The organism is Marinobacter sp. MDS2 (assembly GCF_030718085.1).
In the GTDB taxonomy this organism is placed as follows: Bacteria; Pseudomonadota; Gammaproteobacteria; order Pseudomonadales; family Oleiphilaceae; genus Marinobacter.
Genome location: NZ_JAVAJF010000001.1, coordinates 961236 through 985607, shown reverse-complemented (window position 1 = coordinate 985607; position 24372 = coordinate 961236). Strand labels below are relative to the sequence as shown.

Below are 24372 nucleotides of genomic sequence, written 5' to 3'. Positions count from 1 at the left end.
TACAGGAGCCGTTTATGTTTCCTTTTAGCCGGCGCTTTCGGAATATGTTCCGGTCGTTGCAGCTGACTCTGGTCTTGAGCATTGTGGTGCCACTGGTCCTGTTCAGCGGTATCGCCATCTATATCGGGCTGGGGGCCGTCGAAAAAGCCCTGAACGAACGTTTAAGAGAAGATCTGGAGTTGGTCGCACAAGCCGTGAGTGGGCCGATATCCAACGCTTTGGCGCAAGGCGATGAACTGGTGCTGGGGGAATCGTTAAAATCCATTTTCCAGATAGGCCGCATTTCCGGGGCATCGGTGTTTGATGAAAACAGCGATAGGGTCGCCAGTCTGGGGGTTGCTGACACGGATGTATCCAACAGCGCGAGCGCTGAAAAAGTCATCGCCAGCGGGAAACTTGGGGGCGCCTTTCGTCGGGTCGATGGCGAATCGGTGTTTTCCCATTTTACGCCCTTGGTGGCGGAAGACGGCCGGATTCAGGGGTTGCTTCAGGTCACCCGCAAGCGCAGCGATTTTCACGATTTGGTGGCTTCGTCCCGCTGGTGGGCAGTCACCATCTGGTCGGCGTTTTCTTTCATGATGATTCTGGTGGTCGTGCTGGGGCACTACCGGACAGTGGGGCGCCATGTCAGCCGTTTACTTGAGAATATGGCGGGTCTGGCGCCCGGGCGATGGTTGTTGGTCGTTCCGCCCTCCGGGCCTCGGGAGCTCCGGCAGATTCATCACGGCATTCTGAATCTGGGGCAACGAATGGCCGCGGCAGAATCGGAAATTGAAGGCCGGATTGCCCGGGAGCGAGCATTGGCCGAGCAGCTGGAATATCAGGAAAAGGTGGCAATGATTGGTCGGGTCGCTGGTGGGGTGGCCCACGAACTGGGTGCGCCTCTGAACGTTATTCAGGGCCGTGCCCGTATTCTTGCGCGTTCAGGCTTGCCGGAAGCGCAGCATCGTCACCTCTCGGATATTGAGCATCAGGTCACTCGTATGACCACCATTATCCAGCAGCTACTGGACTGTTTTCGCCACGTTCCGGATTCCCGCCGTTCACTTGATTTGTCATCGGTGCTTGCCGATGTCATGAAGTGGGTCTCGGAAGACCGTCGCTGCGATTGTCAGATGCTTGAAACCGAGGGGCTTGAGCAAGCGATGGCTGTCCGGGCAGAACCCTTGCGCGTGGGATTGGCCTGCCTGAACGTGATTCGAAATGGGTGCCAGTCTGCCCGAAGCCGGCTGAGAATATCGGCCCACGATGCCGGCGATTGCTGGGAAGTCCGGGTTGAAGACGACGGCCCTGGCATCCCTGAAGAACACCGGTCCCGGGTGTTCGAGCCATTCTACAGTACCCGCGCTGCCGGCGAGGGCACCGGCCTTGGCCTCGCCGTGGTGAACAGCGTTCTGAAAGAGCACGGTGGCCGGGTAGAGGTTGCTGGCAGTGATTTGGGAGGCTGCCGTATGAGTCTTTATTTCCCGAAGGAGGCGACATGATGCCGGCAAACGCATCGAGGATATTGTTGGTAGAAGATGACCCGAGTTTGGGGCAACTGCTGACCGAGGAACTGGAAGCGGATGGTTATACGGTTGTCGGTGCGGCAACGGTCCAGGCAGCTCGCAAGGCTCTAAAAGAACAGCGCCCGTCGTTGATTGTGTCGGATTTACGGTTGCCCGACGGCGATGGCATGCAAGTGTTGGCTTTCCAGCAGGCAGAACACCCGGGCATTCCCTTCATTGTTATCACTGCCTTCGGCACGGTTGATCAAGCTGTGGACGCATTGCAGGCGGGAGCGGATGATTTTTTGACCAAGCCGTTGTCCACGGATCACCTGCGCCTGAAAATAAAAAGACTGCTGGCTCAGGCCGATATTAACCGGCAACTGGCCGAGATTCAGTCCCGCCAATACGGCGAATTGAATATGGGATTGGTGGGCGACAGCCCGGCGATGGAGCGGTTGCGGGGCGAAATCCGGCAGGTTGCCCGCAGTCAGGCGGCCGTTCTGATCCATGGTGAAAGTGGCACCGGCAAAGAATTGGTTGCACACGCTATCCATCACCAGAGTGACCGGGCGGCGAATGCCTTTTTAGCGGTGAACTGTGCGGGCATTCCGCCCGATCTTATGGAAAGTGAATTTTTCGGTCATGAAGCCGGTGCGTTTACCGGCGCGCGCCAAGCCCGTAAAGGCCTGTTTGCCGAGGCCAGCGGCGGCACCTTGTTGCTGGACGAAATCGGCGAGATGCCTATGCCGCTCCAGGCCAAACTACTGCGGGTATTGCAGGAAGGTGCGATCAAGCCGGTTGGCTCAGACCACGAAGAGGCCGTCGATGTGCGCATACTGGCCTCCACTCACGTGAACCTTTCAAAGGCAGTTGAGGACGGAGCCTTTCGCGAAGATCTCTACTACCGCCTTGAAACCTTGTCTCTTGGTGTGCCGCCGTTGCGAGAGCGGGGAGAGGACGTGGAGCTGCTCGCCATGCATTTTCTCAAGGAAGCCTGCCTCAGACACAGTCGCGGGTTCATCAAGTTGAGCGAAGTAACCTTGAGAGTGCTCAAGGACTATCCGTTTCCGGGCAACGTTCGGGAACTCTCCAGTGCCATCGAAAGGGCAGTCACCTTTTGCGGAGGCGACACGATTCAGCCAGAGCATTTGCCCGAGCGTATTCGCAAGCGCCAGGGCGCGTTTCAACTAAATGCGATAGACCTGGACGGTACAAATATCCCAGAATGGCCCACCTTGGACGCCTTGCAGCAAAACTATGTGCGCCAGGTGATGACCGCGGTGGAAGGCAACAAGCGCCGTGCCGCGCAAATATTGGGTATTAACCGACGAACTCTCTACCGTTGGCTGGAATCCACTTCGGAGCAGAAGTAATGAAAAATCAGAAACAGGCCATGGTGTTCGGCTTGGCCACCGTATTGCTGTGGTCTACCGTGGCAACTGCATTCAAGCTGGCGCTGGCGGACTTGGCGCCGGTGCAGATGCTGCTGGTGGCCTGCATTGCTTCTATTGTCGTGATGGCGGTGGCTCTGGTTATTATGGGCCGTTGGCAGCAGGTGTTTCAGCTCAGCAAAACGCAGTACCTGCAATCCATGGGAATGGGGCTGATTAACCCTTGCCTGTATTATTTTTTATTGTTTGGCGCGTTTGATCGACTACCCGCACAGGAAGCGCAGCCGTTGAACTACACCTGGGCGTTGGTGCTTGCCTATCTGTCGGTGCCCTTCCTGGGCCAGAAATTACGCCGTATCGACATTTTGGCCGGTCTGGTCTGTTATGCCGGCGTGGTGGTGATTGCGACCCGGGGCGCCGTTACGTCGCTGAACTTTTCAGACCCTCTGGGCGTGTCTCTGGCATTAGGCAGCACGCTGGTTTGGGCCTCGTACTGGATTATTGCGACACGAGATACCCGTGATCCTGTTGTCGGTCTGTTCCTGAACTTTTCGTTTGGCCTGCCGGTGATTGCCTTGGTGTGTTGGTACACGGTCGGGTTCGGGGTTTCGGGGATTGGATCGCTCTCTGCGGCGGTTTATATTGGTGTCTTTGAAATGGGAATTGCGTTTATCTTATGGTCCCAGGCAATGAAAAAAGCCGAAAATACCGCAAAAGTCAGTAATTTGATTTTTATCGCACCGTTTTTGTCATTGGTTTTTATCTATTTCATCTTGGGCGAAGTAATTTTGCCTTCCACTTACATTGGGCTGGTGTTGATCATCGCCGGTTTATGGCTCCAGCAAAAGAAAGTTCAGGCCCGGACCCAAGGGTTGGAACATGGCTGAACAGTGGCACCTGTATCTGGTGCGAACAGCCTCGGGCAGTCTATACACCGGTATTTCAACAGACGTACCTAGGCGCTTCTCTGAACACCAGGCCGGTGCTCCGAAAGGTGCCCGCAGTTTGCGGGGGAAAGGCCCGCTGACGCTGGAGTTTCAGATGTTAGCCGGTGACCGCAGCCGGGCGTCCAAATTGGAGTGGCAAATCAAACGCTGGCCAAGGGCACGGAAAGAAGCCCTGCTAAGAGGCGAGGTTACTCTGCCAGATAACGCCTGATGTGTTTGGCTGCAACGACAAGGGCATCGGAGGCGCGTTTTAATTGGGCACTGTGGGTCTGAAACACGTGCCAGAGGCCGTTGTAGATTTCGAGCGTTGCATCGACATTGGCCGTTTTGGCCGCTTCGGCCAGTCGTGTTGCGTCATTGAGCAGGATTTCCTGACTGCCCACCTGAATCAGCGTCGGCGGCAGCCCCTTCAGATCGCCGAATACCGGAGAAATCCGAGGCTCAGTCAACGTTTCCCCGCCTGCATACATTTTCGCCGCCTTGAGAACCCAGCTACTGTGAAGTACCGGTTCGCATTCGGGGGTGTAGAGCTGCTGACTGGTCAAATCTGTCCAAGGTGAAAAACACGTAATAGATGAAGGCAGGGCGTGGCCGTGTTCCCGAAGGCGCATCGCTAACACTAATGCCAGCCCGCCGCCCGCGGAATCTCCCGCTATAGCCACTTTGTCTGCGGGTTTCCCTTCCTGAATCACGGCGTGGAACACTGCTTCCGCATCGTCTGGTGCCGCTGGATACGGGTGCTCGGGTGCCAACCGGTAATCGGGAATGATCACTTCGCAGCCGGTCAGTTTTGCCAGATGACCCGCGATGCCTTTGTGCGTAGCCGCAGAGCCCAGAATGTAGCCGCCGCCGTGCAGGTATATGAGGGTGCCGGCGGAGTGGGTTTTCGCCTGTGCTCGCAACACCGGTACATGGCCCAGAGTGTCGCTGGTGAACCGGACGTTCCGGGGCGGGACTGATGTTCGGTAGGCTTGGCGAATCAGCTTGCGTTGCAGATGCAGCGAGACACCGTTCGACAGCAAAGGGCGCACGAGTCGGTACATTATCTGGCGCAGGCCGACTTCAAGAAGCGGTTGGAACATCTGTGCTCTCCCCGGTGAATGCGTTAGGATGATCGTCAATTATTGACACATGACAGGCGTTTAACTCTACGTGTACTGGAAAACAGATACCATAGAAATACCGAACTGGGACAGGCACTCATTGCTTGAGCGGCTGGAGCCGTTCAATCCGCAGGAGCCTCGGGACCTGAGTTCTGAGATGGAAGCCTATTGTCGGTTTTACGGTTTGGACTTGTGGGTGGAGCATCCACAGGTGACCTATCACCAAGGCTACATCAAGGCTCAGCACCATGAAGTCATGGTGCATTATTTTCGGTTGCCGGATGCCGGTGCATCTAAAGGGACCGTGTTTATATTGCACGGCTACTTTGATCACGTTGGCCTTTATACCCAGCTCATTGACCGGTGCCTTGGCGCTGGTTTTGATGTGCTGGCCTATGACCAGCCAGGCCATGGTTTATCCAGTGGCACGCCGGCAGCCATCGGCAGCTTCCTGGAGTATCAGGCAGTTTTGTCCTCGGTTATGGCGCAGGTGGAGGATAAAATCCGGGGGCCGTGGTTCGCGGTTGGCCAGAGCACAGGTGGGGCGATTTTGATCGACTATCTGTTGTCTAACCATCACAACCAGGAAACCTCTGCGTTCCGTAAGGTGGTGCTGTTGGCGCCACTGGTGCGGCCCATGGGTTGGCTGGGCGCCAAGATGTTGCACAGTGTGGCGCGCCCGTTCCTGAGTCGTTGGCGAAGGGCCTTTGGGCAGAACAGCAGCAATACCCGGTTTCTGAAGTTTCTTCGGGAGCATGATCCTTTGCAGGCTCGGGCTGTGCATGTGGACTGGGTCACGGCTTTGCGGAAGTGGGTGCCACACATTGAGTCGGCTCGGCCGGTGGACTTCCCGGTAACGGTGGTACAGGGTGAAAAAGACCTGACCGTCGACTGGCAGCACAATCTGCGGATCATTCGAAACAAGTTTTCGGCCGTCAACGAACGCACGATCCCGGATGGGCGCCATCACTTGGTCAATGAGGCCAAAGATTTGCAGGCGACGGTATTCAATACCATTATTGATACATTCTCGCAGTAATACGGTCAGGACTGGCCGGATACCAAACTAATAGCATCAGGAGTTTATGATGAAGAAGACAATCCTTGCCTTTGCCGTTGCGACGGTTGGCCTGAGTGGCTGCATGACTTACGACCCTTATACCGGAGAAGAGAAAACGTCGAACGCAACCAAGGGCAGCATCATCGGCGCCTTGGGTGGCGCAGCAATTGGTGCGGCCACGTCTAGCAAAAGCGATCGTGGTAAAGGCGCATTGATTGGTGCCGCTGGTGGTGCTGCTGTTGGTGGTGGTATCGGTTATTACATGGATCGCCAGGAAGCGCAGCTGCGTCAGAGACTGGAAGGCACCGGGGTGCGTGTGGTGCGTAATGGCGACCAGATTGAATTGGTGATGCCTGGCAATATTACGTTTAACACGGATCAGTCCAGCATTCGCCCAGGATTTACCGGCACGTTGGAGTCGGTTGCTCTTGTTCTGAAGGAATTCGATAAAACCATCATCCAGATTGATGGCCACACGGATAGCACCGGGCGGGACAGCTACAATCAGTTGTTGAGTGAGCGTCGTGCTTCATCTGTCCGTGACTTCTTGATGAATCAAGGCATTGAGCCTCGTCGTACCCGTGCGACCGGTTACGGAGAGCGTGCGCCCGTGGCATCTAACGAAACTGCGACGGGCCGTGAACAGAATCGTCGTGTTGAGCTAACGCTCGTGCCCATGCAGTAAGCTCTATTCGTTCTGCGCAAAACCCGGGGCGCCGGGTTGTTAAAAAGCTTCACCACCTTCGGGTTGTGAAGCTTTTTTTGTTATGGCGGGCAGCTTTTGAATTGGCCTGATCCGACACTGCGAATAAGCCCACAATGTGTCAAGTTCACTCGTTCAGTTAAATACAACAAGAGAGCAGTACCTTATGAAAAAGCATGCACTGATTACAGCAGCCAGTTTGAGCGCTTGCCTTCTTTCCGCAGCGCCGGTTCAGGCGGGTTTGTTTGAGGCGCTTGGCTTGACCGGTTCAACAGCTGAAGCAAACCAGTCCGTTACGCTGCAAGCAGGGGATGCGATTCCCGGGCGTTATATCGTGACACTGGATCCGGCTCTGCCGGAACTGTTGGGCCTAGGCGATCTGACGGCCGGTATTCAGTCACTGCTGATGGCTGTAGGGGGCGGTGAAGTGTTGCATGTCTACCAGACTGCGATGACGGGCGCGGCTCTGGCGCTCACCGAGCAACAGGCAGGCCTGTTGTCTTCGCTGCCGGGCGTTCTGAAGGTGGAGCAGGATCGTATTGTTGCTGCCAATTCGGCAACCCAGCCCGGGGCAACCTGGGGCCTGGACCGTATCGACCAAGCGGTATTGCCGCTCGATGAGCAGTACCGTTACCCCGCATCTGGCGGTGCTGGTGTTAATGTTTATGTGATCGATACCGGGCTTCGCGATACTCACCAAGAGTTTGCTGGCCGTGTTATTGAAGGTCGTAACTTTGCCGTCAATGATGCCGGCCTGTTGGGGCTGGGCGCGTTACCTTTGGTTGGGCCGTTTCTGAACCTCGGTGGCTCAACCGACGCGACCGATACCACAGACTGTAACGGCCACGGTACCCACGTAGCCAGTACCTCCGTTGGCTCAACCTACGGGGTTGCCAAGCAGGCTTCCGTGGCAGCTGTGCGTGTTCTGGATTGCTCGGGTGCGGGTAGCAACGCTGATGTGATTGCAGGCGTAGACTGGGTAGCAGCAAATCACCAGGCGCCAGCGGTTGCGAACATGTCTTTGGGGGGTGGTGCTTCCGATGCACTGGATAACGCGGTTCGCGGTGCCATCGAAGAAGGTGTGACCTTCGTTGTGGCGGCGGGCAATGACGATGCGGATGCGTGTGGTGGTTCGCCGAATCGGGTTGAGCCTGCGATCACAGTGGGCAGCACCACCCGTGACGACCAGCGCTCTTCCTTCTCAAACCATGGACAGTGTCTGGATATTTTCGCTCCGGGCTCTGACATCACGGCAGCCTGGCATGAAGCGGATAACCAGACCAACACCATCAGCGGCACCTCGATGGCCTCACCTCACGTAGCGGGTGTTTCGGCGTTGATCCTGGCGGAACAGCCAGGTTTGACACCGGCAGAGGTGACAAATGCTGTGATCAATCTGGGTACCGGTAATGTACTGAACGGTATCAAGGCCGGATCACCCAACCTGTTGCTGCGCGCCCCGCAGTAACGGTTGCTCAGGCACAAAAAAACCGGAACAGTGTTCCGGTTTTTTTGTGCCTGAATGCCCCGGAGGGCTTATATCAGAACAGTACGCGGGTACGGATAGTGCCCTTGACCTGACGCAGCTTTTGCAGTGCCAGCTCGCCGTAGGCTTTATCAACATCAACAACCACGTAACCAATGTCTTCTTTGGTTTGTAGATACTGACCACAGATGTTGATGTTGTTTTCCGAGAACACCTGGTTGATTTCGGACATAACGCCCGGCACGTTCTCGTGGATGTGCAACAAACGGTGCTGATCCGGGTGCGATGGCAGTGCCACTTCCGGGAAGTTTACGGAAGAAACCGAGGTGCCGTTGTCGCTGTACATCGCGAGCTTTTCAGCCACTTCGCGACCAATGTTTTCCTGAGCTTCGATGGTGGAGCCGCCCACGTGCGGGGTCAGGATCACGTTGTCGAACTCGCGCAGTGGAGACACGAACTCTTCGTCGTTGGATTTGGGCTCAACCGGGAACACGTCAATGGCGGCGCCCAACAGCTTGCCGGAGCGAAGCGTGTCGGCCAAAGCATCAATGTCCACCACGGTGCCGCGCGAAGCGTTCATCAGGATGGAGCCGGGCTTCATCTGGGCCAGTTGCTCTGCTTTGAACATGTACTTGGTGGACGGTGTTTCCGGCACGTGCAGGGACACCACGTCGGCGATGTTCAGCAGCTCTTTCAGAGAACCGACCTGAGTGGCGTTACCGATCGGCAGCTTGGAAACGACGTCGTAGAAGTACACGTCCATGCCCAGGCCTTCGGCCAGAACACTGAACTGAGTGCCGATGTTGCCGTAACCGATGATGCCGAGCTTTTTGCCACGAATCTCGTAGCTGTCTTTTGCAGACTTCAGCCATTCACCGCGGTGCGCTTTGGCGCTTTTTTCCGGTACGCCACGCAACAACAGAATGGCCTGAGCCAGCACCAGTTCTGCAACAGAGCGAGTGTTGGAGAAGGGCGCGTTGAATACGGCAATACCGCGACGTGTTGCGGCCTGCAGGTCAACCTGATTGGTTCCGATGCAGAAACAGCCCACAGCAACCAGTTTTTTGGCGGCTTCAAATACTTTCTCAGTCAACTGGGTGCGAGAGCGGATGCCAACAAAATGCGCATCGGCAATTTTCTCGATCAGCTCTTCTTCAGCGAGTGAGTGGGTCAGGTACTCAATATTGGTGTAGCCCGCAGCGTTCAGGGTATCAATGGCAGATTGATGGACGCCTTCCAGCAGCAGGATCCGGATTTTGCTCTTTTCGAGAGACGTATTTGACATGGGCGTGCTTCCGAACCTTTCGTCACGTGAAATGACCTGCGGCCAGGGATCGTCAGCCTAGCTCACAGAACAGGGGCGGTATGATACCATAAAGTTCGATTTTCACAGTGCGCCGGTTTGCCTGGATCAACTCTATTTGTGTTGATTTTGATCAAACCCGAGCCCAAACCTGACGAGACCGACACGCTCATGAGTTCCGAACAGATCATTGCCGCCCTTGAAGAACTGGTAACTACCGCCGAGAACCCGGGCAAAGTATTGACTGACCCTTCCGATCTGGACACCTACGGTAAGGACTGGACCAAGATCTATCCGCCCAAGCCGCTGGCCATTGTTCTGCCGAAGACCACCGAACAGGTGCAGGCGGTGGTTAAGTTCGCCAACGAAAACCAAATCGGTTTGGTGCCGTCGGGCGGGCGTACGGGTTTGAGCGCCGGTGCCGTGGCGGCCAACGGTGAGATCGTGGTGGCTTTCGATAACATGAACCAGGTGCTGGATTTTAACGCCAGCGACCGTACTGTGCGCTGCCAGGCCGGGGTGGTTACCGAACAACTGCAGAACTTCGCGGAAGAAAATGGCCTGTACTACCCCGTGGACTTCGCCTCGGCCGGATCCAGCCAGCTGGGTGGAAACTTGTCCACCAACGCCGGTGGCATCAAGGTGATTCGCTACGGCATGAGCCGTGATTGGGTGGCCGGCCTGAAGGTGGTCACCGGTAAGGGCGATATTCTGGATTTGAACAAAGATCTGGCCAAGAACAACACGGGTTACGACCTTCGCCACCTGTTCATTGGGGCAGAAGGCACTTTGGGCTTTATCACCGAAGCCACCATGAAACTGACCCGTAAGCCAGATAACCTGACAGTACTCGTGCTGGGTCTGAACGATCTGGTCAATACCATGGATGTGCTGCAGTCATTCCAGAGCAAACTGGACCTGACCGCCTATGAATTCTTCTCCCATCAAGCCATGCAGCATGTTCTCGCCCACGGCCAGGTGCAGGCGCCGTTTGAAACCGAAGCGCCTTACTATGCGCTTCTGGAATTCGAGGCGGTGTCGGATCAGGTGATGGACGATGCCATGGCGCTGTTTGAAGAATGTGTGGAAAAAGGCTGGGTGCTGGACGGCGTGATCAGCCAGAGCGAAACCCAGGCCAACAGTTTGTGGCAGCTACGGGAGCGCATTTCCGAGTCCATCGCCCCGCGCATTCCCTACAAGAACGACATTTCTGTTGTGGTGTCCAAAGTGCCGGGCTTCCTGCAGGAAATCGACAGCGTGGTGACCGAGCATTACCCGGACTTTGAAATCATCTGGTTCGGCCACATCGGCGATGGCAACCTGCACCTGAACATCCTCAAACCGGAAGACATGGCGAAAGAAGACTTCTTCGAGAAGTGCCAGCAGGTAAACAAGTGGGTGTTTGAAATCGTTGAACGCTATCAGGGCAGTGTGTCTGCTGAGCACGGCGTGGGCATGACCAAGAAGCCCTACCTGCAGTACACCCGCAGTGAAGCTGAAATTGCTTACCTGAAGGGGATTAAATTGGCGTTTGACCCGAATGGCATCATGAACCCAGGCAAGATTTTCGACTGATGAAAGAGCATATCGTTGTACTCACCGGCGCGGGTATCAGCGCCGAAAGCGGTCTTTCCACCTTTCGGGATAACGATGGATTGTGGGAAAAACACAGTGTGTACGACGTAGCCACGCCGGAAGCCTTCCAGCGGAACCGGGACCTGGTGCTCCGGTTCTATAATGAGAGGCGGCGGCAGCTTCAGGAAGTCGAGCCCAACCGGGCCCACCGCCTGTTGGCGGAACTGGAAAGCCAATACCGGGTTACGGTGGTTACCCAGAACGTTGATAACCTCCACGAGCGGGGCGGTTCAACCAATGTGGTGCATCTGCATGGCGAGCTGACCAAAGCGAGAAGCACCGTTGACCCTGAGCTGGTCTACGATATCGGGTACCGCGATATCCAGCCTGGCGATACCTGCGACCGAGGCGGCCAGCTGCGCCCGCACATCGTCTGGTTCGGTGAAGAAGTACCGATGCTTGAAGCCGCTGCTGAATTGGTGCGAACCGCTGACCGGTTGTTGATTGTAGGCACTTCCCTGCAAGTCTATCCGGCTGCCGGCTTGGTTCATGAGGTGGATTTTGATGTGCCGATTACGGTCATCGACCCTGGTGAGCCGGCCTCGGTTTCCCGGGCGCGGGTCATTCGGAAAGGGGCCAGTGAAGGTCTCGCAGAATGGGTGGAGATGCTGGGTTAGAGCCGATGTACTAACTTTGGAGCCCTGGCGGTGAAGGCTTGCCAAAAATGTGCGGAGCCATGGATGGCGGAGCAGAAGCGTCACATGGACGTGCCGAAGGAGCGGTTTTTGGCAAGCCTTCACCGTCAGGGCTTGCACCTCAAGTCCGCAGATATTTCTCCAGTTCACTTTTGAATGCAGCCTGCACACCCAGGCGCTTCAGCATCCAGTAGTGCCCGGCAATCATCCTGTCTATGAAAATACTCTCCACGGGTGGCTTAAAAGAGTCCAAGTATTTAAAGACCGTACTCGTTTTTGCTGCTACCTGCTTGTGGATATCGGCTTCCGCAAAATCGTAAGGCTCGTCATCCACGAAAGGCACGATCAAAATGTCCCGCCACATGGCGTAGTAGGCTTCGTCGATAGCCGGCTGGCTGCTTACGCGAGCGCCTAAGTCGATCAGGTGTTGATCGAGGCTGCTGTAGTCTTCTTCCAGTGCCGAGATAAGCGCTTTCCGGTAGGCCTCTACGATCTCTGGTTTCAACTTTTTCACGCAACCAAAATCGTACATCACGATGGTGCCATCCGGTCTGTACGCGAAGTTGCCAGCGTGTGGGTCGCCGTGGATGCATTGGAAGCGGAACAACTGGTCGGCCATGATGGTGAAAATGCGGTGGCCGATGAGGTTCAAGGTTTCCTGATCGTACCGTTCAGGTGTGACCTTGCTGATGTGGTCGCCTTCGACCAATTCCAGCGTTAAAACTCGTCGCGTGGAGTGGCTATCGATGACTTTCGGGATGATCACCCAAGGTTGATCTTTGTGGAATTCTCCGAAGATTTTGAGGTTCTGAGCTTCGTTCTCGTAGTCCAACTCTTCTTTTAGGCGCTCCCGAATTTCTCCGAACAGCAGATCCACGCTTTCTTTCGGCATCTTCAACAGGCCGCCGAGTTTTAACGCCATGCGCAGCTGCTTCAAGTCAGAATCGCAGGATTCATCAACGCCGGGGTACTGCACTTTTACGATCACGTCTGTGCCATCGTGCATGCGGGCACGGTGTACCTGGCCGATGGAGGCCGAGGCGTAAGGGGTTTCCTGCAGGTATTCGAAGAGTTCGCTGACCGGTTTGCCCAGTTCGCTTTCCACCTGCTTCAGAATGACCTCGAATGGCATTGGAGGCGCTTCTTTTTGCAGTTTTTCTAAGGCGTCGGAAAACTCTTTGGGCAGGAAATCCTGAGTCTGGGAGGCAATCTGGCCGACTTTCATGACCGCGCCTTTCATCTCGCCGAGTGTATCGGCAATCTGGCTTGCCATGCGGGTGTAGCTTTCGCTTTTTGCGCCCTCATCGTCCACCGTGCGAAACAGGCCGCGGGCTTTCTGACCGGCGTATTCGCTGGCCACCGAGGCGGTCATGCCAGCCAATTTTAGGAAACGACCTGAACGTGAGGTGACGGGTTTCTTAGCCATAGTGACGTGCAAGTTCCCTAACTCAGAAGTTTAACCGAAGCCCTCGGAGTTGCGGCTCAGACGACTTTGGTTTCCACAAACAGTACATCCTCCAGCTCTAAAGACAAGGTTTGGCCGATTTCCAGTGGGCCCACGCCTTTCGGGGTGCCGGTTAGTACTACATCGCCCGGTAGTAACGAGAACTGGCTACTCATGTGGGCAATGAGTGGCACGATGGTATTGAGCATATCACGGGTATCGCCGGTCTGTTGCCTGTGACCGTTAACATCCAGAGTGAAGTGAATGTTGCCTCTGGGCAATTTGTCCGCTGGAACAAACGGAGACAGCGGGCAGGCACCGTCGAAGGCTTTGGCGCGCTCCCAAGGGTGACCTTTCTCTTTGAGCTGGGTTTGCAGATCGCGAAGGGTTAGATCCAGCGCCAGGCCGTAGCCGAGGATTGCCAGTTCGGCTTCGCTGGCGGAGGCGTTGGTCAGAGGTCGGCCAATGAGAACCGCAAGTTCGGTTTCGAAGTGCACCTGACCTTGATCGCGAGGCAGTTCGATTGGCCGGGTGATGTGAGTCGCTGCTGTGGACGGTTTAATGAACAGCAGCGGCTCGCTGGGTACCGGGTTGTTCAGTTCCCGGGCGTGTTCGGCGTAGTTGCGACCAATGCACACGATTTTACCAAGGGGTAAATGGACAGGTGTGCCGTCTTTCCAAAGGTGTTGATAACCGGGCATGGTCGCCTCCTGACTGTGTGATTATTCTCCTTCGAACGAACACACAGTATAAACCGGCAAGCCTTCTTCCTGCAGCTTGGCGGAACCGCCCAGATCCGGCAGGTCGATCATTGCGGCCACTTCCACAATCTCCGCGCCAATGCGGCGGATCAGGCGGCTGGCGGCCAACATGGTGCCGCCGGTGGCGATCAGATCGTCAACCAGCACAACTTTGTCGCCGGCGTGGAAAGCGTCTTTGTGCAGTTCTACAGACGCGGTGCCGTATTCCAGTTCGTAGTCTTCGACCATGGTATCGAACGGCAGCTTGCCTTTCTTGCGCACCAGCACGAGCGAGGCGTTCAGTTCGTAAGCCAAAGCGGAACCGATGATAAAGCCGCGAGCGTCCACGGCAGCGACGGCATCGATGTGCTGGCCGTGGTAGCGATGCACGAAGGCATCGATCAACTTGCGGAAGGCGGTTTTGTCTTGCAGCACCGTGGTGATGTCACGAAACGACACGCCTTCTTTTGGCCAGTTCGGCACGGTACGAATGGCCTGTTTAATGCTCTGGGAAAAATAATCCATAACTCACCTGTTCGGGATGCGGCTTACGCTACATCCAGGAAAATAAACTTCAGCACGAAAACAAGCGCAATAACGGTCACGCTCCAGTTTAGATCGGACCACTTACCGGCCAGAGCCTTAACCGCCACGTAGGTTATGAAACCCAGTGCGATGCCGTGAGCAATGGAGAAGGTCAGCGGCATCATCAGTGCCGTTACGATCGCCGGTGCAGTATCGGTGATGTCGTCCCAATCGATGAGTTTCAGACCACTGGCCATCAGGCAGGCGACATATACCAGAGCGGGTGCTGTGGCATAGGCAGGGATAACACTGGCGATGGGCGCAAACAACAGGCAGGCCAGGAATAAGCCCGCTACAACAACGGCGGTCAAACCGGTGCGGCCACCGGCAGCGATACCGGCGGTTGATTCCACATAACTGGTGGTGGTCGAGGTGCCAAGGGCTGCACCGGACATGGTGGCGACGGAATCCGACATCAGGGCACGGCCCAAGCGAGGGAGTTTGCCGTCTTTGTCCAGCAGGCCGCCACGTTGCGCCGCGCCAACCAGGGTGCCGGAGGTGTCGAACAAATCCACAAACAGGAAAGCAAAAATTACGCTGATCATGCCAATGTTCAGGGCGCCCGCCAGATCCAGCTGCATAAAGGTAGGAGCCAGGCTGGGGGGAGCAGACATGAAGCCGTTGTACTCAACCATGCCAAGCATCATGGCAACGGCCGTTACGGCGATGATGCCGATCATCACGGCACCGGTCACCTGACGGTAAGCCAGTGCACAAATCAGGATAAAACCACCAAAGAACAGCAGGCTTTCCGGCGCGGTGACGTCGCCCATGCTGACCAGTGTGGCGGGATGATCCACCACAATGCCGGCGTTCTTCAGAGCAATCAAAGCCAGGAAAAAGCCGATACCGGCGGAGATGCCAAAGCGCAAGGACAGTGGAATGCTGTTAATGATCCATTCGCGAACCTTGAAAATGCTCAGCATGAAGAACAGGAAACCGGAGATAAACACCGCGCCCAGTGCAACCTGCCAGCTGTAGCCCATGCTGCCCACAACGGTAAAGGCGAAAAAGGCGTTCAGGCCCATACCGGGAGCCAGGGCAATGGGGTAGTTGGCCCACAGGCCCATAATCAGGGTGCCAATGACTGCCGCAAGACAGGTTGCAACAAACACGGCGCCGAAATCCATGCCGGTTGCGGACAGCATGCTGGGGTTGACCACAATGATGTAAGCCATGGTCAGGAAGGTGGTGATCCCTGCGATGACTTCTTTACGAACATTGGTGCCGTGGGCTTTGAGTTGGAACAGTCGTTCAAGCATGACGTGGGTCTGCCTCTCGGGGTGCCTGGGGTTGAGGGTGTGAAAAAATCTGATTTAATGCGGAAAAAAAAGCGATCTGTGTGAAAAAAAGGCAATGTTACCGGCTAGACGGCTCTGCGCCAAGTGATGATTTCGTGCTCAGTTATGAGCCTGGTCACGCTGTAGGCGGATATCAAAGCGCACGGCCAGCATTCTCACCAAAACGATAAACAACAAGCCAATGGTCAACGCCGTGGTTTCGCTTTCAAGCAGCCATTGGCAAACGAAATACAGCCAGCAGCCTGCGAATGAGATAGAGGCGTAAATCTGGTCTTTCCGGAAGATATACGGCACTTCATTACACAGTGTATCGCGCAGAGCGCCACCGAAGGTTCCGGTCATCACCCCGAGCATAGAAGCGATAAACCAGGAGTGCCCCAGATCCAGCGCCAATTGAGCTCCCAGAATAGAGAAAATGCCCAGCCCGATGGCATCCGGGAAAACGATCTTTGATTCTTTCAGGCTGTGCGCGCGGCTCCAGTAACTGAAAATCACGGCCATGCCCAAAATCAAAATGGGCTGTTCCTGATGCTTGATCCAATAGAGTGGATGGTTATCCATCATCAAATCCCGCAGCGTGCCGCCGCCAAGCGCGGTGATGAAACCGATGGCAAACACCCCGACAGGATCCATGTTTTTCGAGCGTGCAACGATCATCCCGGAAATGGCAAACGCCACGATCCCAATCATTTCAAGCGCGTAGATGATGTCAAACATGGTGAGCTCTGGGCAGAAAAGGTCTGGGGTCGAAGTGTTCGGAACGATCAGGGCGAAGAATAGCCGAAACCGCCCCGAAATTCATCCGAAATGGCGTGTTTTGACAAGATCTCACATGCGAATGGCAATATTAGTAAGGTTTATTAAGCTAGATAAGCGAACTTGATTTGCTTCATGAAGCAACTCTGTTTAGCTTGAGATCGATCAATAATAAGCATCAACCTGTTCGATGGGGTGTACAGTCAGAGTCCTGAACGCCCGACTGCCTTGGAGAGATCATGAAAGCAATTCTGTGCAAAGAATACGGCCCGGCTGAAAATCTGGTTATCGAAGATGTGCCTAGCCCCGAGGCGAAGGGCCGGGGAGTTAAGGTTCGGGTAAAGGCTGCGGGTTTGAATTTTCCGGATACTCTGATTATTCAAGGCAAGTACCAGTTGCAGCCACCAATGCCGTTTTCACCTGGCGGAGAGCTTGCGGGTGAGGTTATTGAAGTGGGCGATAAAGTAACCCGTTTCAAACCGGGTGATCGCGTGGCTGCTTTGACCGGTTGGGGCGCGTTTGCTGAAGAGGTCGTGGCACCGGAATCCAACTTGTTGCCTTTGCCTGAAGGCATGCCTTATGAAAAAGCGGCCGGTTTCATGATGGTCTACGGCACCTCTTATTACGCGTTAAAACAGCGCGCCAATATCCAACCGGGTGAGACGTTGTTGGTGCTGGGTGCCAGTGGTGGTGTAGGCCTGGCTGCGGTTGAGCTTGGCAAGGCGATGGGGGCTAAAGTGATTGCGGCAGCCAGTACCGCCGAGAAGTTGGCCGTAGCCAAAGAGGCAGGCGCAGATGAGCTGATCAACTATTCCGAAGAGTCGGTGAAAGATGCAGTCAAGAAGCTGACCAAGGGTAAAGGTGTCGATGTGGTCTACGATCCGGTAGGCGGCGACTTCACCGAACAGGCTTTGCGTTCAATGGCCTGGAACGGCCGCCATCTGATCATCGGTTTTGCGGCCGGTGATATCCCGAAAGTGCCGGCAAACCTGGCGTTGCTGAAGGGGTGCTCGATAGTGGGCGTGTTCTGGGGCAGCTTCACGCAACGTGAGCCGGAGGTCAGCGCCCAGAATATGATGGAGCTTCTGAAGCTCTACGCCGAAGGCAAAATCGACCCGAAAGTCAGCGAGGTGTTCGAGTTTGAACAGTACGCTGAGGCATTGGGGGCCTTGTCGGGGCGCCGGGCTACCGGGAAGATTGTTCTTAACGTGGGTGCCTGATTTAGGTTTGGGCACCTAGCCTGTAAGTTGGGAGATAGGCGTGTGTGGGTGGCCCCTCCCAAAAAACGCTACGAGCACATCCATGTGCGCTTCGCTCCGGCCATCCATGGCCTCCGAGATTTTTGGGAGGGGCCACCCACACACTCTTGGATCTGCAGAGCTGTATTCGAGTGTGTCGGGCAAGCTGAGAAATCGATGGCGTTACGTGGCGATTGTGCGGAGTTTGAAGAGCTGGGTTGGCTTGGGCTTCCAAAAAACCGCTACGAGCACATGGATGTGCTCGTAGCGGTTTTTTGGAAGCCCAAGCCAACCCGGCTAACGCCTAGGCAAACAGGCTGGGGCCGAAGAACGACCCCACTGCAGGTCAGAACCGAACGTCACCCGCCTCAATATCAGCAATCAGCTCTGGTGTTACTTTGGTATAGCCAGACGCTTTCGGAAGCCAGACGTAAACCACGTCATCCGCGCGTTCCAGAGAGTAGCCCAGTTTCTGAATGTCCACTTTGCGGTATTTGAAGGTGCCTGTTTTCTCGATGGCTTGAGTCACTCGAATGAACACGGGAACCGCGTAAGCCGGCAAATTTTCTTGCAAATAGGCCAGCAGCTTGTCGGGGTCAAAGCCGTCACTCGTTTTTTGAGGAACCAGGGTCACCATGCCCGCTTTGCCGTTGGTGTGGGGGATTTCGACACCGTACACGATGGCCTCTTCAACCATGCCCGAGCCGTCAATAATGTTCTCTACCTCGTTGGTAGACACGTTCTCGCCTTTCCAGCGGAAGGTGTCGCCCATGCGGTCAACAAACTGCAGGTGGCGGAAGCCGATTTCGCGAAGGACATCGCCGGTATTGAACCAGGAATCACCTTTCTTGAAACCGTCCCGCAGAATCGATTTTTCGGTGGCTTCTTTTTGAGTGTAGCCCTCAAACGCCCACTTCTTGGTGATCTCGCCTAAAAGCAGGCCGGGCTCGCCTTTCTCGACTTTCTCGAATTGGCCCTTCTCGTTGCGGATCGGGTCACGGGTGCCGTCGTGGAACTTGACCAGGCGGTAAGGAGCCGTCGAAAAGCCCACGGTGTTGTCCATGTTGAAGAAGTTCGAGAAGCCAATGTTGCCTTCGGAAGAGGCATAAAGTTCGGCCACGGTTTCAATGCCGAAGCGCTCTTTGAACTCTTTCCAGATTGAAGGGCGCAAACCGTTGCCGATCATCTTGGTTAGAGGATGGTTGCGGTCCTGCGGGCTTGCAGGCTGGTTCAGAAGATAGCGGCAGAGTTCGCCGACGTAACCGAAAGTGGTGGCCTTGTATTTGCGGACATCATCCCAGAACGCACGGGCGGAGAATTTTCTGCGCAATGCGATGGCGGAACCGCCGGCCAGCACCGAACCCCAGCACACCAGCAAAGCGGTGCCGTGGTAGAGCGGTAGTGTGCAGTAGAGTACGTCTTCCGGCTTCATGTTCAGCGACAACATGCCGAAGCCACCGTAGGCGCGAACGAACTTGCGATGCGAGCCCGGGGCGGCTTTGGGCAACCCGGTTGTGCCGGAGGTGTACAGGTATACGGCGGTGTCGCCCATGAGTACGGGCTGGTTCAGTTCCGGCAGGGTGGCTGGAAACTTGCTGATCTCGAGCGCGAGGTTTGTATAACCTTCCGGTGCCTCGCCGAATATGTTCTGGGTGTTGGTGTCGGCCAGATACAGCATGGGGTTGGCGTGATCCAGCTTGATCTCGGGACGAACCCCTTCGGCTTGCTCGAGAAGTTCTTCGCCCACCACGAGCATTTTCGGCTCGATCAGGTTAATGCTGTGGATCAGCACCTTGCCTTTTTGTGAGGTGTTGAGCATGGCGCAGGCAACGCCGATTTTGGCTGCGCCAGCGACGATTGCGAGCAATTCCGGGCGGTTTTCCAGCAAAATGGCAATGGAGTCGCCTTTCACTAAGCCCTGGTTCTTCAGGTAGTGCGCAATCCGGTTGCTCCAGGTATCGAATTCTTGCCAGGTTACCGTGAGATCTTCACAGAGGATGGCGGGCCGGTTCGGATATTTCCGGGCATTGCGGGCAATCAATTTGTTCAGGTTGAGATCTTTCTCGTTGTCTTTGGCGAGGTAATAGTAGAGCCCTCGTGCTATCGAAGGAAAACGACCGAGCACGGGGGGTAAACTGCGCATGAAGTCGCGGGTGGAGATTGTATCTTGACTCATTTTTGTTCCATTTCCTTCGTCACGAGAGCCTGGGTTGTGCTCACGAGTTATAGTGATTGTTAGGCGTCTTCCGCAGCCAACTCAACCAGCAGTTGACTGCGTTTTACCTGATCTCCGGTATTGGTGTGCAACCCTGCTACAACACCATCCCGGTCTGCTTTGACGGGGTGCTCCATTTTCATCGCTTCCAGAACGACCAGTGTCTGGCCCTGCGCAACGGTATCCCCTTCAGCGACAAGTACGTCGATGATGGCGCCGTCCATCGCGGCCTGTATGCGACCACTGCCAGCGCCTTGGGCACCGGCTGCCGGTTGATGGGTGCGATCTACGATAGACCAGGAGCGGCCGAAGGCTTGTAAATATAGGGAATCACCGTTGCGGTGATATTGGCAACGGTGACGAACGCCATTGTCGATAATGCACAGCTGGCCGGGTTCATGGCTTTGAATTTGTAGCTCGTAGTGCGCTTCGCCCTGGGAGACAGTAAGCGTCTGGCCTGATCTCCGGACGAGCAGCTCGACGGCTTGCTCCTGCACTTCAAGGCTCATCGGCATCACCGTTGCCGGCGCGTTACTCCAGCCATCTTGGCCCGAACTGCCAAGGCTGAGTGCGCAGGCGCTAAGAGCCATCTCTCGAATGCTAGGAGCTTGCGGGGCCAACGATGGGTCGTCTTTGAAGGACTGCTGGAGGAAGGCCGTTGTGGCTTCTCCGGCGCCGAAGGTTTCGTCTGCGATGATACGGCTCAGGAAGTGGCGGTTGGTGGTGACGCCGAACACGGTGGTGTCTTCCAGTGCACGAATCAGCCGGCGACGGGCTTCGTCGCGGTTTTGGCCCCAGGCGATGACTTTGGCCAGCATGGGGTCGTAGTGCGGGCTGACCACATCCCCTGAGCGCACGCCGGTGTCAAAACGCAGGCCTTCACCCGTGGCCGGAGAGAACTGATGCAGAGTGCCGGTTTGCGGTGTGAAGTCGGTAGCGGGGTCTTCGGCGTACAGGCGAACTTCGATGGCATGGCCGTTTAGTTGGATTTCCGCCTGTGTCAGTGGCAGGGGCTGACCTTCGGCGACCATGAGCTGCCAGGCGACGAGATCCTGGCCGGTGATCAGTTCGGTGACCGGGTGCTCTACCTGTAGGCGGGTGTTCATTTCCAGAAAGTAGAAGTTGCGATCTTTATCTACCAGAAATTCAACGGTGCCTGCGCCTTCGTAGCCGCAGGCCAAAGCTGCTTTCACGGCGGCTTCGCCCATGGCTTGGCGGAGTTCTGGGGGGACGAAAGGTGAGGGCGCTTCTTCAACGACTTTCTGGTGCCGACGCTGAACGGAGCAGTCTCGTTCACCGAGGTAGACCGCGTTGCCGTGGCGATCCGCGAACACTTGAATTTCGACGTGGCGCGGTTCGAGCACGGCTTTTTCAATGATCATTTCATCGTCACCGAAGGCTTGCTTGGCCTCGGAGCGCGCGCGTTTGATGCTGTCGGCGAGCTGGTCCTGGTCTTCAACCAATCGCATACCGCGACCGCCACCGCCGGCTGAGGCTTTGAGCATGAGTGGTGCGCCGATGTCTTTGGCGGCGGAGATAAGCTCGTCATCGCTGGCGTTGTTGCCTTCGAAGCCAGGGACGACGGGAACGCCTGCTTTTTGCATGGCAATTTTGGAGCGGCGTTTGCTGCCCATCAGTTCGATGGCGTTTTCGGGTGGGCCTACGAAGGTCAGGCCGGCTTGTTTGATGGCTTTGGCGAAGCCTGCGTTTTCGGATAGGAAGCCGTAGCCGGGGTGGATGCAGTCGGCGCCGGTTTTCTTGGCGGCAGCGAGAATGGCATCTGCGTTCAGGTAAGATGCGGAAACTTGTGCCGGGCCGATGCAGACGGCTTCATCGGCTTGCTCTACGTGCAGGGCGTTGGCGTCGGCTTCGGAGTAGACAGCGACGGTCCGGTATCCGAGTGCTTTGGCGGTTTGAATCACTCTGCAGGCGATTTCGCCACGGTTTGCGATGAGTAGTTTTTTTAGCATTTGCATGATCTCTTACCTTGGAGCTCGTCCGCGTAGGTGTAGGTGGTTCTCCAGAAAACCGCTCCTACGGCACATCCATGTGGCGCTTCTGCTCCGCCATCCCTGGCTACGCACATTTTCTGGAGAACCACCTACACCTACGCTCCCGCTGACTCTGTTAAACCGTTCTCACCGCCGCCGGGCAGCCCCAGCAGCGATGCTATCGTTTCTAGTTACTGGCCCACTTGGGCTCGCGTTTCTGCACAAATGCCATGGTGCCTTCGGCACCTTCCGGACCGCGCACGGCGGATGAAAACATCTCGGCGGCATCGTCCAGCAAGTCGCTCATGTTTCCGTGGCCGAATCTGTGCAGGAGGGCTTTGGTTTGAGCGGTTGCCTTCGGGGCGCAGAGGCGGGCTCGCTCAAGTGCAGCGGCCAACAGTGTCTCGATTTGCTCTTCGTTCTCGGCAACCTCGTGCACGATGCCCAAGCGCTGTGCTTCTTGAGCGTCTACGCGCAGGCCGAGCAGGGCCAGTCGGCGGGCCTGGGTCAGGCCGGTTCGGGCAACCACGAAGGGTGCGATCTGAGCGGGGATGATGCCCAGTGTGGTTTCGGGCATGCCGAACTTGGCGGTGGGACCGGCAATGGCGAGGTCGGAAACACAGGCCAAGCCGAAGCCGCCGCCCATGACCGCGCCTTCGGTGATGGCGATGACGATTTTGGAGGATTCGTTGACCTGTTGAATCATTTCGCCGAAGGCTCGGTTCAGTTTGTAGAACGGGTTGTCGCGGCCTTCGCCTTCCTGATTTTTAACGCCGGCCATGTCTTTGATGTCGCCGCCGGCGCAGAAGTGGCCACCGGCACCGCGGATGACGACCGCTCTGATGGTGTCGTTGTTTTCAATTTGGGTGAAAAGGGCCGAGAGTTCTTCGACCATTTTCAGGCTCATGGCGTTCCGGACTTCAGGCCGGTTGATGGTGACCATTAACGCCGAGCCGCTTTGCTCGAGGGCAAGTGTTTCGCATGTTGGTAATAACTGTTCCATAAAGACTCCACGCATTTTGTCTGGGGGCAGCCGCGGGGTGGTGCTTTCCGGGACCGTTGAGGGCCAAGGACGGCCCGAAACGAGCCTACAGGGACGTACTTGTAGCGTGTCCCGGAAAGCACCGCCCCGTGGCTGGCCTTCCTCCTGTTAGAGGGCCTAGCCCTTTTGCTTGCCCGGAAAGATGTTCATGGTCTTGCAGATAATGCCCAGCATGATTTCGTCAGCGCCGCCGCCGATGGACACCAGACGTACGTCCCGGTAAGCGCGGGCGAGCGGGTTTTCCCACATGTAGCCATTACCGCCCCAGTATTGCAGGCAGGTGTCTGTCACTTCACGGCCCAGGCGGCCGGCTTTGAGCTTGGCCATGGATGCAAGTTGGGTGACATCTTTGCCGGCAACGTGCAGCTCACAGGCTTTGTAGGTGAGGGCGCGCAACGCCTCGACTTCGGTTTGAAGCTCTGCCAAACGGAAATGAATGTACTGATTGTTGATCAGCGGCTGACCGAAGGTTTTGCGCTCCTGACAGTACTCGATGGTCTGCTCGATGCAGCTTTCCAGTGCTTTGATAACGTTTGCCGCACCCCACATGCGCTCTTCCTGGAACTGGATCATCTGGCACATGAAGCCTGTGCCTTCTGCGCCAATTCGGTTGCGCTGCGGTACGCGCACATCATCGAAGAACACCTGAGCGGTTTCAGAGGAGCGCATGCCCAGTTTGTTCAGATGCGGGCTCAGAGTGATACCCGGTGAGTTCATGGGCACCACGATCAGAGTTTTGTTTTTGTGGGGTTTGTCGTCGCTGGTGTTGGCCAGCAGGCAGATGAAGTCCGCTTTCGGAGAGTTGGTGATCCACATTTTGGAGCCATTAATGATGTAGTCATCACCGTCTTTCTTGGCCGTAGTTTTTAGCCCTGCAACATCGGAGCCTGCGCCCACTTCACTGACACCGATAGAGCCAATCAACTCGCCGGTAATGGCCGGCGTCAAAAAATTGCGCTTAAGTTCGTCGGAACCAAAACGAGCAATCGCTGGCGTGCACATATCGGTTTGCACACCGATAGACAAGGGAACACCGCCACACTTGGCCATGCCCAGTTCTTCTGCCGCGACCAGATTGTAGCTGTAGTCGAGACCCATGCCGCCGTATTCTTCGGGCTTTTGAATGCCGAGCAGCCCCAGATTGCCGAGTTTTTTGAACACATCGCGAATCGGGTATTCACCGGCTTCTTCCCACTCATCAACGTATGGGTTGATTTCTTTTTCGACGAAATCTCTGACGGTTTTTCTAAGAGCATCGTGCTCTGATGTGAAATTCATGGGTACTCTCCTGCTCTAATTCACGGTTG

21 protein-coding genes are annotated in these 24372 nt (G+C 56.0%); 10 read left to right on the top strand and 11 right to left on the bottom strand.

The genetic code is table 11. The annotated features are described in order from the left end of the window. Window positions 1-14: 14 nt before the first annotated feature. From Q9245_RS04625 to Q9245_RS04610, 4 genes are read left to right on the top strand one after another with little or no spacing between them, the layout of a single operon-like run. Window positions 15-1484 (top strand): ATP-binding protein, encoded by a 1470-nt coding sequence (locus Q9245_RS04625; protein ID WP_305896051.1) that lies wholly within the window; start codon window positions 15-17, stop codon window positions 1482-1484. After that, on the top strand, window positions 1481-2863 hold the full coding sequence (locus Q9245_RS04620; protein WP_371824784.1) for a sigma-54-dependent transcriptional regulator: 1383 nt from the start codon (window positions 1481-1483) through the stop codon (window positions 2861-2863). Before Q9245_RS04625 ends, Q9245_RS04620 begins: the two co-directional genes overlap by 4 nt. Continuing rightward, the gene (locus Q9245_RS04615) at window positions 2863-3768 is read left to right on the top strand and encodes a DMT family transporter (RefSeq protein ID WP_305896050.1); all 906 of its coding nucleotides are present in this window, start codon (window positions 2863-2865) and stop codon (window positions 3766-3768) included. Before Q9245_RS04620 ends, Q9245_RS04615 begins: the two co-directional genes overlap by 1 nt. Beyond that, window positions 3761-4039, top strand: coding sequence for a GIY-YIG nuclease family protein (locus tag Q9245_RS04610; protein WP_305896049.1), 279 nt, complete (start codon window positions 3761-3763; stop codon window positions 4037-4039). The genes Q9245_RS04615 and Q9245_RS04610 overlap by 8 nt, the downstream gene beginning before the upstream one ends. Here Q9245_RS04610 and Q9245_RS04605 read toward each other — a convergent pair. Then, the gene (locus Q9245_RS04605) at window positions 4017-4910 is read right to left on the bottom strand and encodes an alpha/beta hydrolase (RefSeq protein ID WP_305896048.1); all 894 of its coding nucleotides are present in this window, start codon (window positions 4908-4910) and stop codon (window positions 4017-4019) included. The two genes, Q9245_RS04610 and Q9245_RS04605, sit on opposite strands and share 23 nt — an antisense overlap. 70 nt (window positions 4911-4980) lie before the next feature. Here Q9245_RS04605 and Q9245_RS04600 point away from each other — a divergent pair, with 70 nt between their 5' ends. The 3 genes from Q9245_RS04600 (at window position 4981) to Q9245_RS04590 (ending at window position 8162) form a co-directional block, all read left to right on the top strand. Beyond that, window positions 4981-5970, top strand: coding sequence for an alpha/beta hydrolase (locus Q9245_RS04600; protein ID WP_305896047.1), 990 nt, complete (start codon window positions 4981-4983; stop codon window positions 5968-5970). 49 nt (window positions 5971-6019) lie between these two features. Then, entirely contained in the window at window positions 6020-6676 is a 657-nt protein-coding gene (locus Q9245_RS04595; RefSeq protein WP_305896046.1) for an OmpA family protein, read from the top strand. Between the two features lie 184 nt (window positions 6677-6860). Next, window positions 6861-8162, top strand: coding sequence for a S8 family peptidase (locus Q9245_RS04590; RefSeq protein ID WP_305896045.1), 1302 nt, complete (start codon window positions 6861-6863; stop codon window positions 8160-8162). Window positions 8163-8235: 73 nt separating this feature from the next. Here the strand turns inward: Q9245_RS04590 and serA are convergent, their stop codons facing one another. Then, window positions 8236-9465 (bottom strand): phosphoglycerate dehydrogenase, encoded by a 1230-nt coding sequence (serA, locus tag Q9245_RS04585; protein WP_305896044.1) that lies wholly within the window; start codon window positions 9463-9465, stop codon window positions 8236-8238. A gap of 189 nt (window positions 9466-9654) precedes the next feature. Between serA and Q9245_RS04580 the strand changes: the two genes are divergently transcribed. Continuing rightward, window positions 9655-11058: an FAD-binding oxidoreductase gene (locus Q9245_RS04580; RefSeq protein ID WP_305897175.1), complete on the top strand. Its 1404-nt coding sequence runs from the start codon at window positions 9655-9657 to the stop codon at window positions 11056-11058. Further along, window positions 11058-11735 (top strand): NAD-dependent deacylase, encoded by a 678-nt coding sequence (locus tag Q9245_RS04575; RefSeq protein WP_305896043.1) that lies wholly within the window; start codon window positions 11058-11060, stop codon window positions 11733-11735. The genes Q9245_RS04580 and Q9245_RS04575 overlap by 1 nt, the downstream gene beginning before the upstream one ends. A 139-nt stretch (window positions 11736-11874) precedes the next feature. On the opposite strand, the gene Q9245_RS04570 is transcribed toward Q9245_RS04575, so the two are convergent. The 5 genes from Q9245_RS04570 to Q9245_RS04550 all read right to left on the bottom strand — a co-directional run bounded on the left by Q9245_RS04570 (window position 11875) and on the right by Q9245_RS04550 (window position 16540). After that, window positions 11875-13179: an AarF/ABC1/UbiB kinase family protein gene (locus tag Q9245_RS04570; RefSeq protein ID WP_305896042.1), complete on the bottom strand. Its 1305-nt coding sequence runs from the start codon at window positions 13177-13179 to the stop codon at window positions 11875-11877. A gap of 56 nt (window positions 13180-13235) precedes the next feature. Then, on the bottom strand, window positions 13236-13898 hold the full coding sequence (locus tag Q9245_RS04565; protein ID WP_305896041.1) for a fumarylacetoacetate hydrolase family protein: 663 nt from the start codon (window positions 13896-13898) through the stop codon (window positions 13236-13238). Between the two features lie 21 nt (window positions 13899-13919). After that, window positions 13920-14462 carry an adenine phosphoribosyltransferase gene (locus Q9245_RS04560; RefSeq protein ID WP_114334200.1) on the bottom strand — a complete coding sequence of 181 codons (543 nt, stop codon included), beginning with the start codon at window positions 14460-14462 and terminating at the stop codon, window positions 13920-13922. Window positions 14463-14485: 23 nt separating this feature from the next. Then, entirely contained in the window at window positions 14486-15784 is a 1299-nt protein-coding gene (locus tag Q9245_RS04555) for an NCS2 family permease (protein WP_199006352.1), read from the bottom strand. 138 nt (window positions 15785-15922) lie between these two features. Further along, entirely contained in the window at window positions 15923-16540 is a 618-nt protein-coding gene (locus Q9245_RS04550) for a trimeric intracellular cation channel family protein (protein WP_305896040.1), read from the bottom strand. Between the two features lie 278 nt (window positions 16541-16818). On the opposite strand from Q9245_RS04550, the gene Q9245_RS04545 reads away from it, so the two are divergent. Further along, a complete protein-coding gene (locus Q9245_RS04545; RefSeq protein WP_305896039.1) occupies window positions 16819-17799 on the top strand; it encodes an NADPH:quinone oxidoreductase family protein in 981 nt (326 codons plus the stop codon). Between the two features lie 364 nt (window positions 17800-18163). On the opposite strand, the gene Q9245_RS04540 is transcribed toward Q9245_RS04545, so the two are convergent. The 4 genes from Q9245_RS04540 to Q9245_RS04525 all read right to left on the bottom strand — a co-directional run bounded on the left by Q9245_RS04540 (window position 18164) and on the right by Q9245_RS04525 (window position 24343). Further along, on the bottom strand, window positions 18164-19993 hold the full coding sequence (locus tag Q9245_RS04540) for a long-chain-acyl-CoA synthetase (protein ID WP_305896038.1): 1830 nt from the start codon (window positions 19991-19993) through the stop codon (window positions 18164-18166). A gap of 59 nt (window positions 19994-20052) precedes the next feature. Beyond that, window positions 20053-22002 (bottom strand): acetyl/propionyl/methylcrotonyl-CoA carboxylase subunit alpha, encoded by a 1950-nt coding sequence (locus tag Q9245_RS04535; RefSeq protein WP_305897174.1) that lies wholly within the window; start codon window positions 22000-22002, stop codon window positions 20053-20055. A 208-nt stretch (window positions 22003-22210) separates the two neighbouring features. After that, a complete protein-coding gene (locus tag Q9245_RS04530; protein WP_305896037.1) occupies window positions 22211-23026 on the bottom strand; it encodes an enoyl-CoA hydratase/isomerase family protein in 816 nt (271 codons plus the stop codon). A 156-nt stretch (window positions 23027-23182) separates the two neighbouring features. Then, the gene (locus Q9245_RS04525; protein WP_305896036.1) at window positions 23183-24343 is read right to left on the bottom strand and encodes an acyl-CoA dehydrogenase family protein; all 1161 of its coding nucleotides are present in this window, start codon (window positions 24341-24343) and stop codon (window positions 23183-23185) included. Window positions 24344-24372 lie beyond the last annotated feature (29 nt).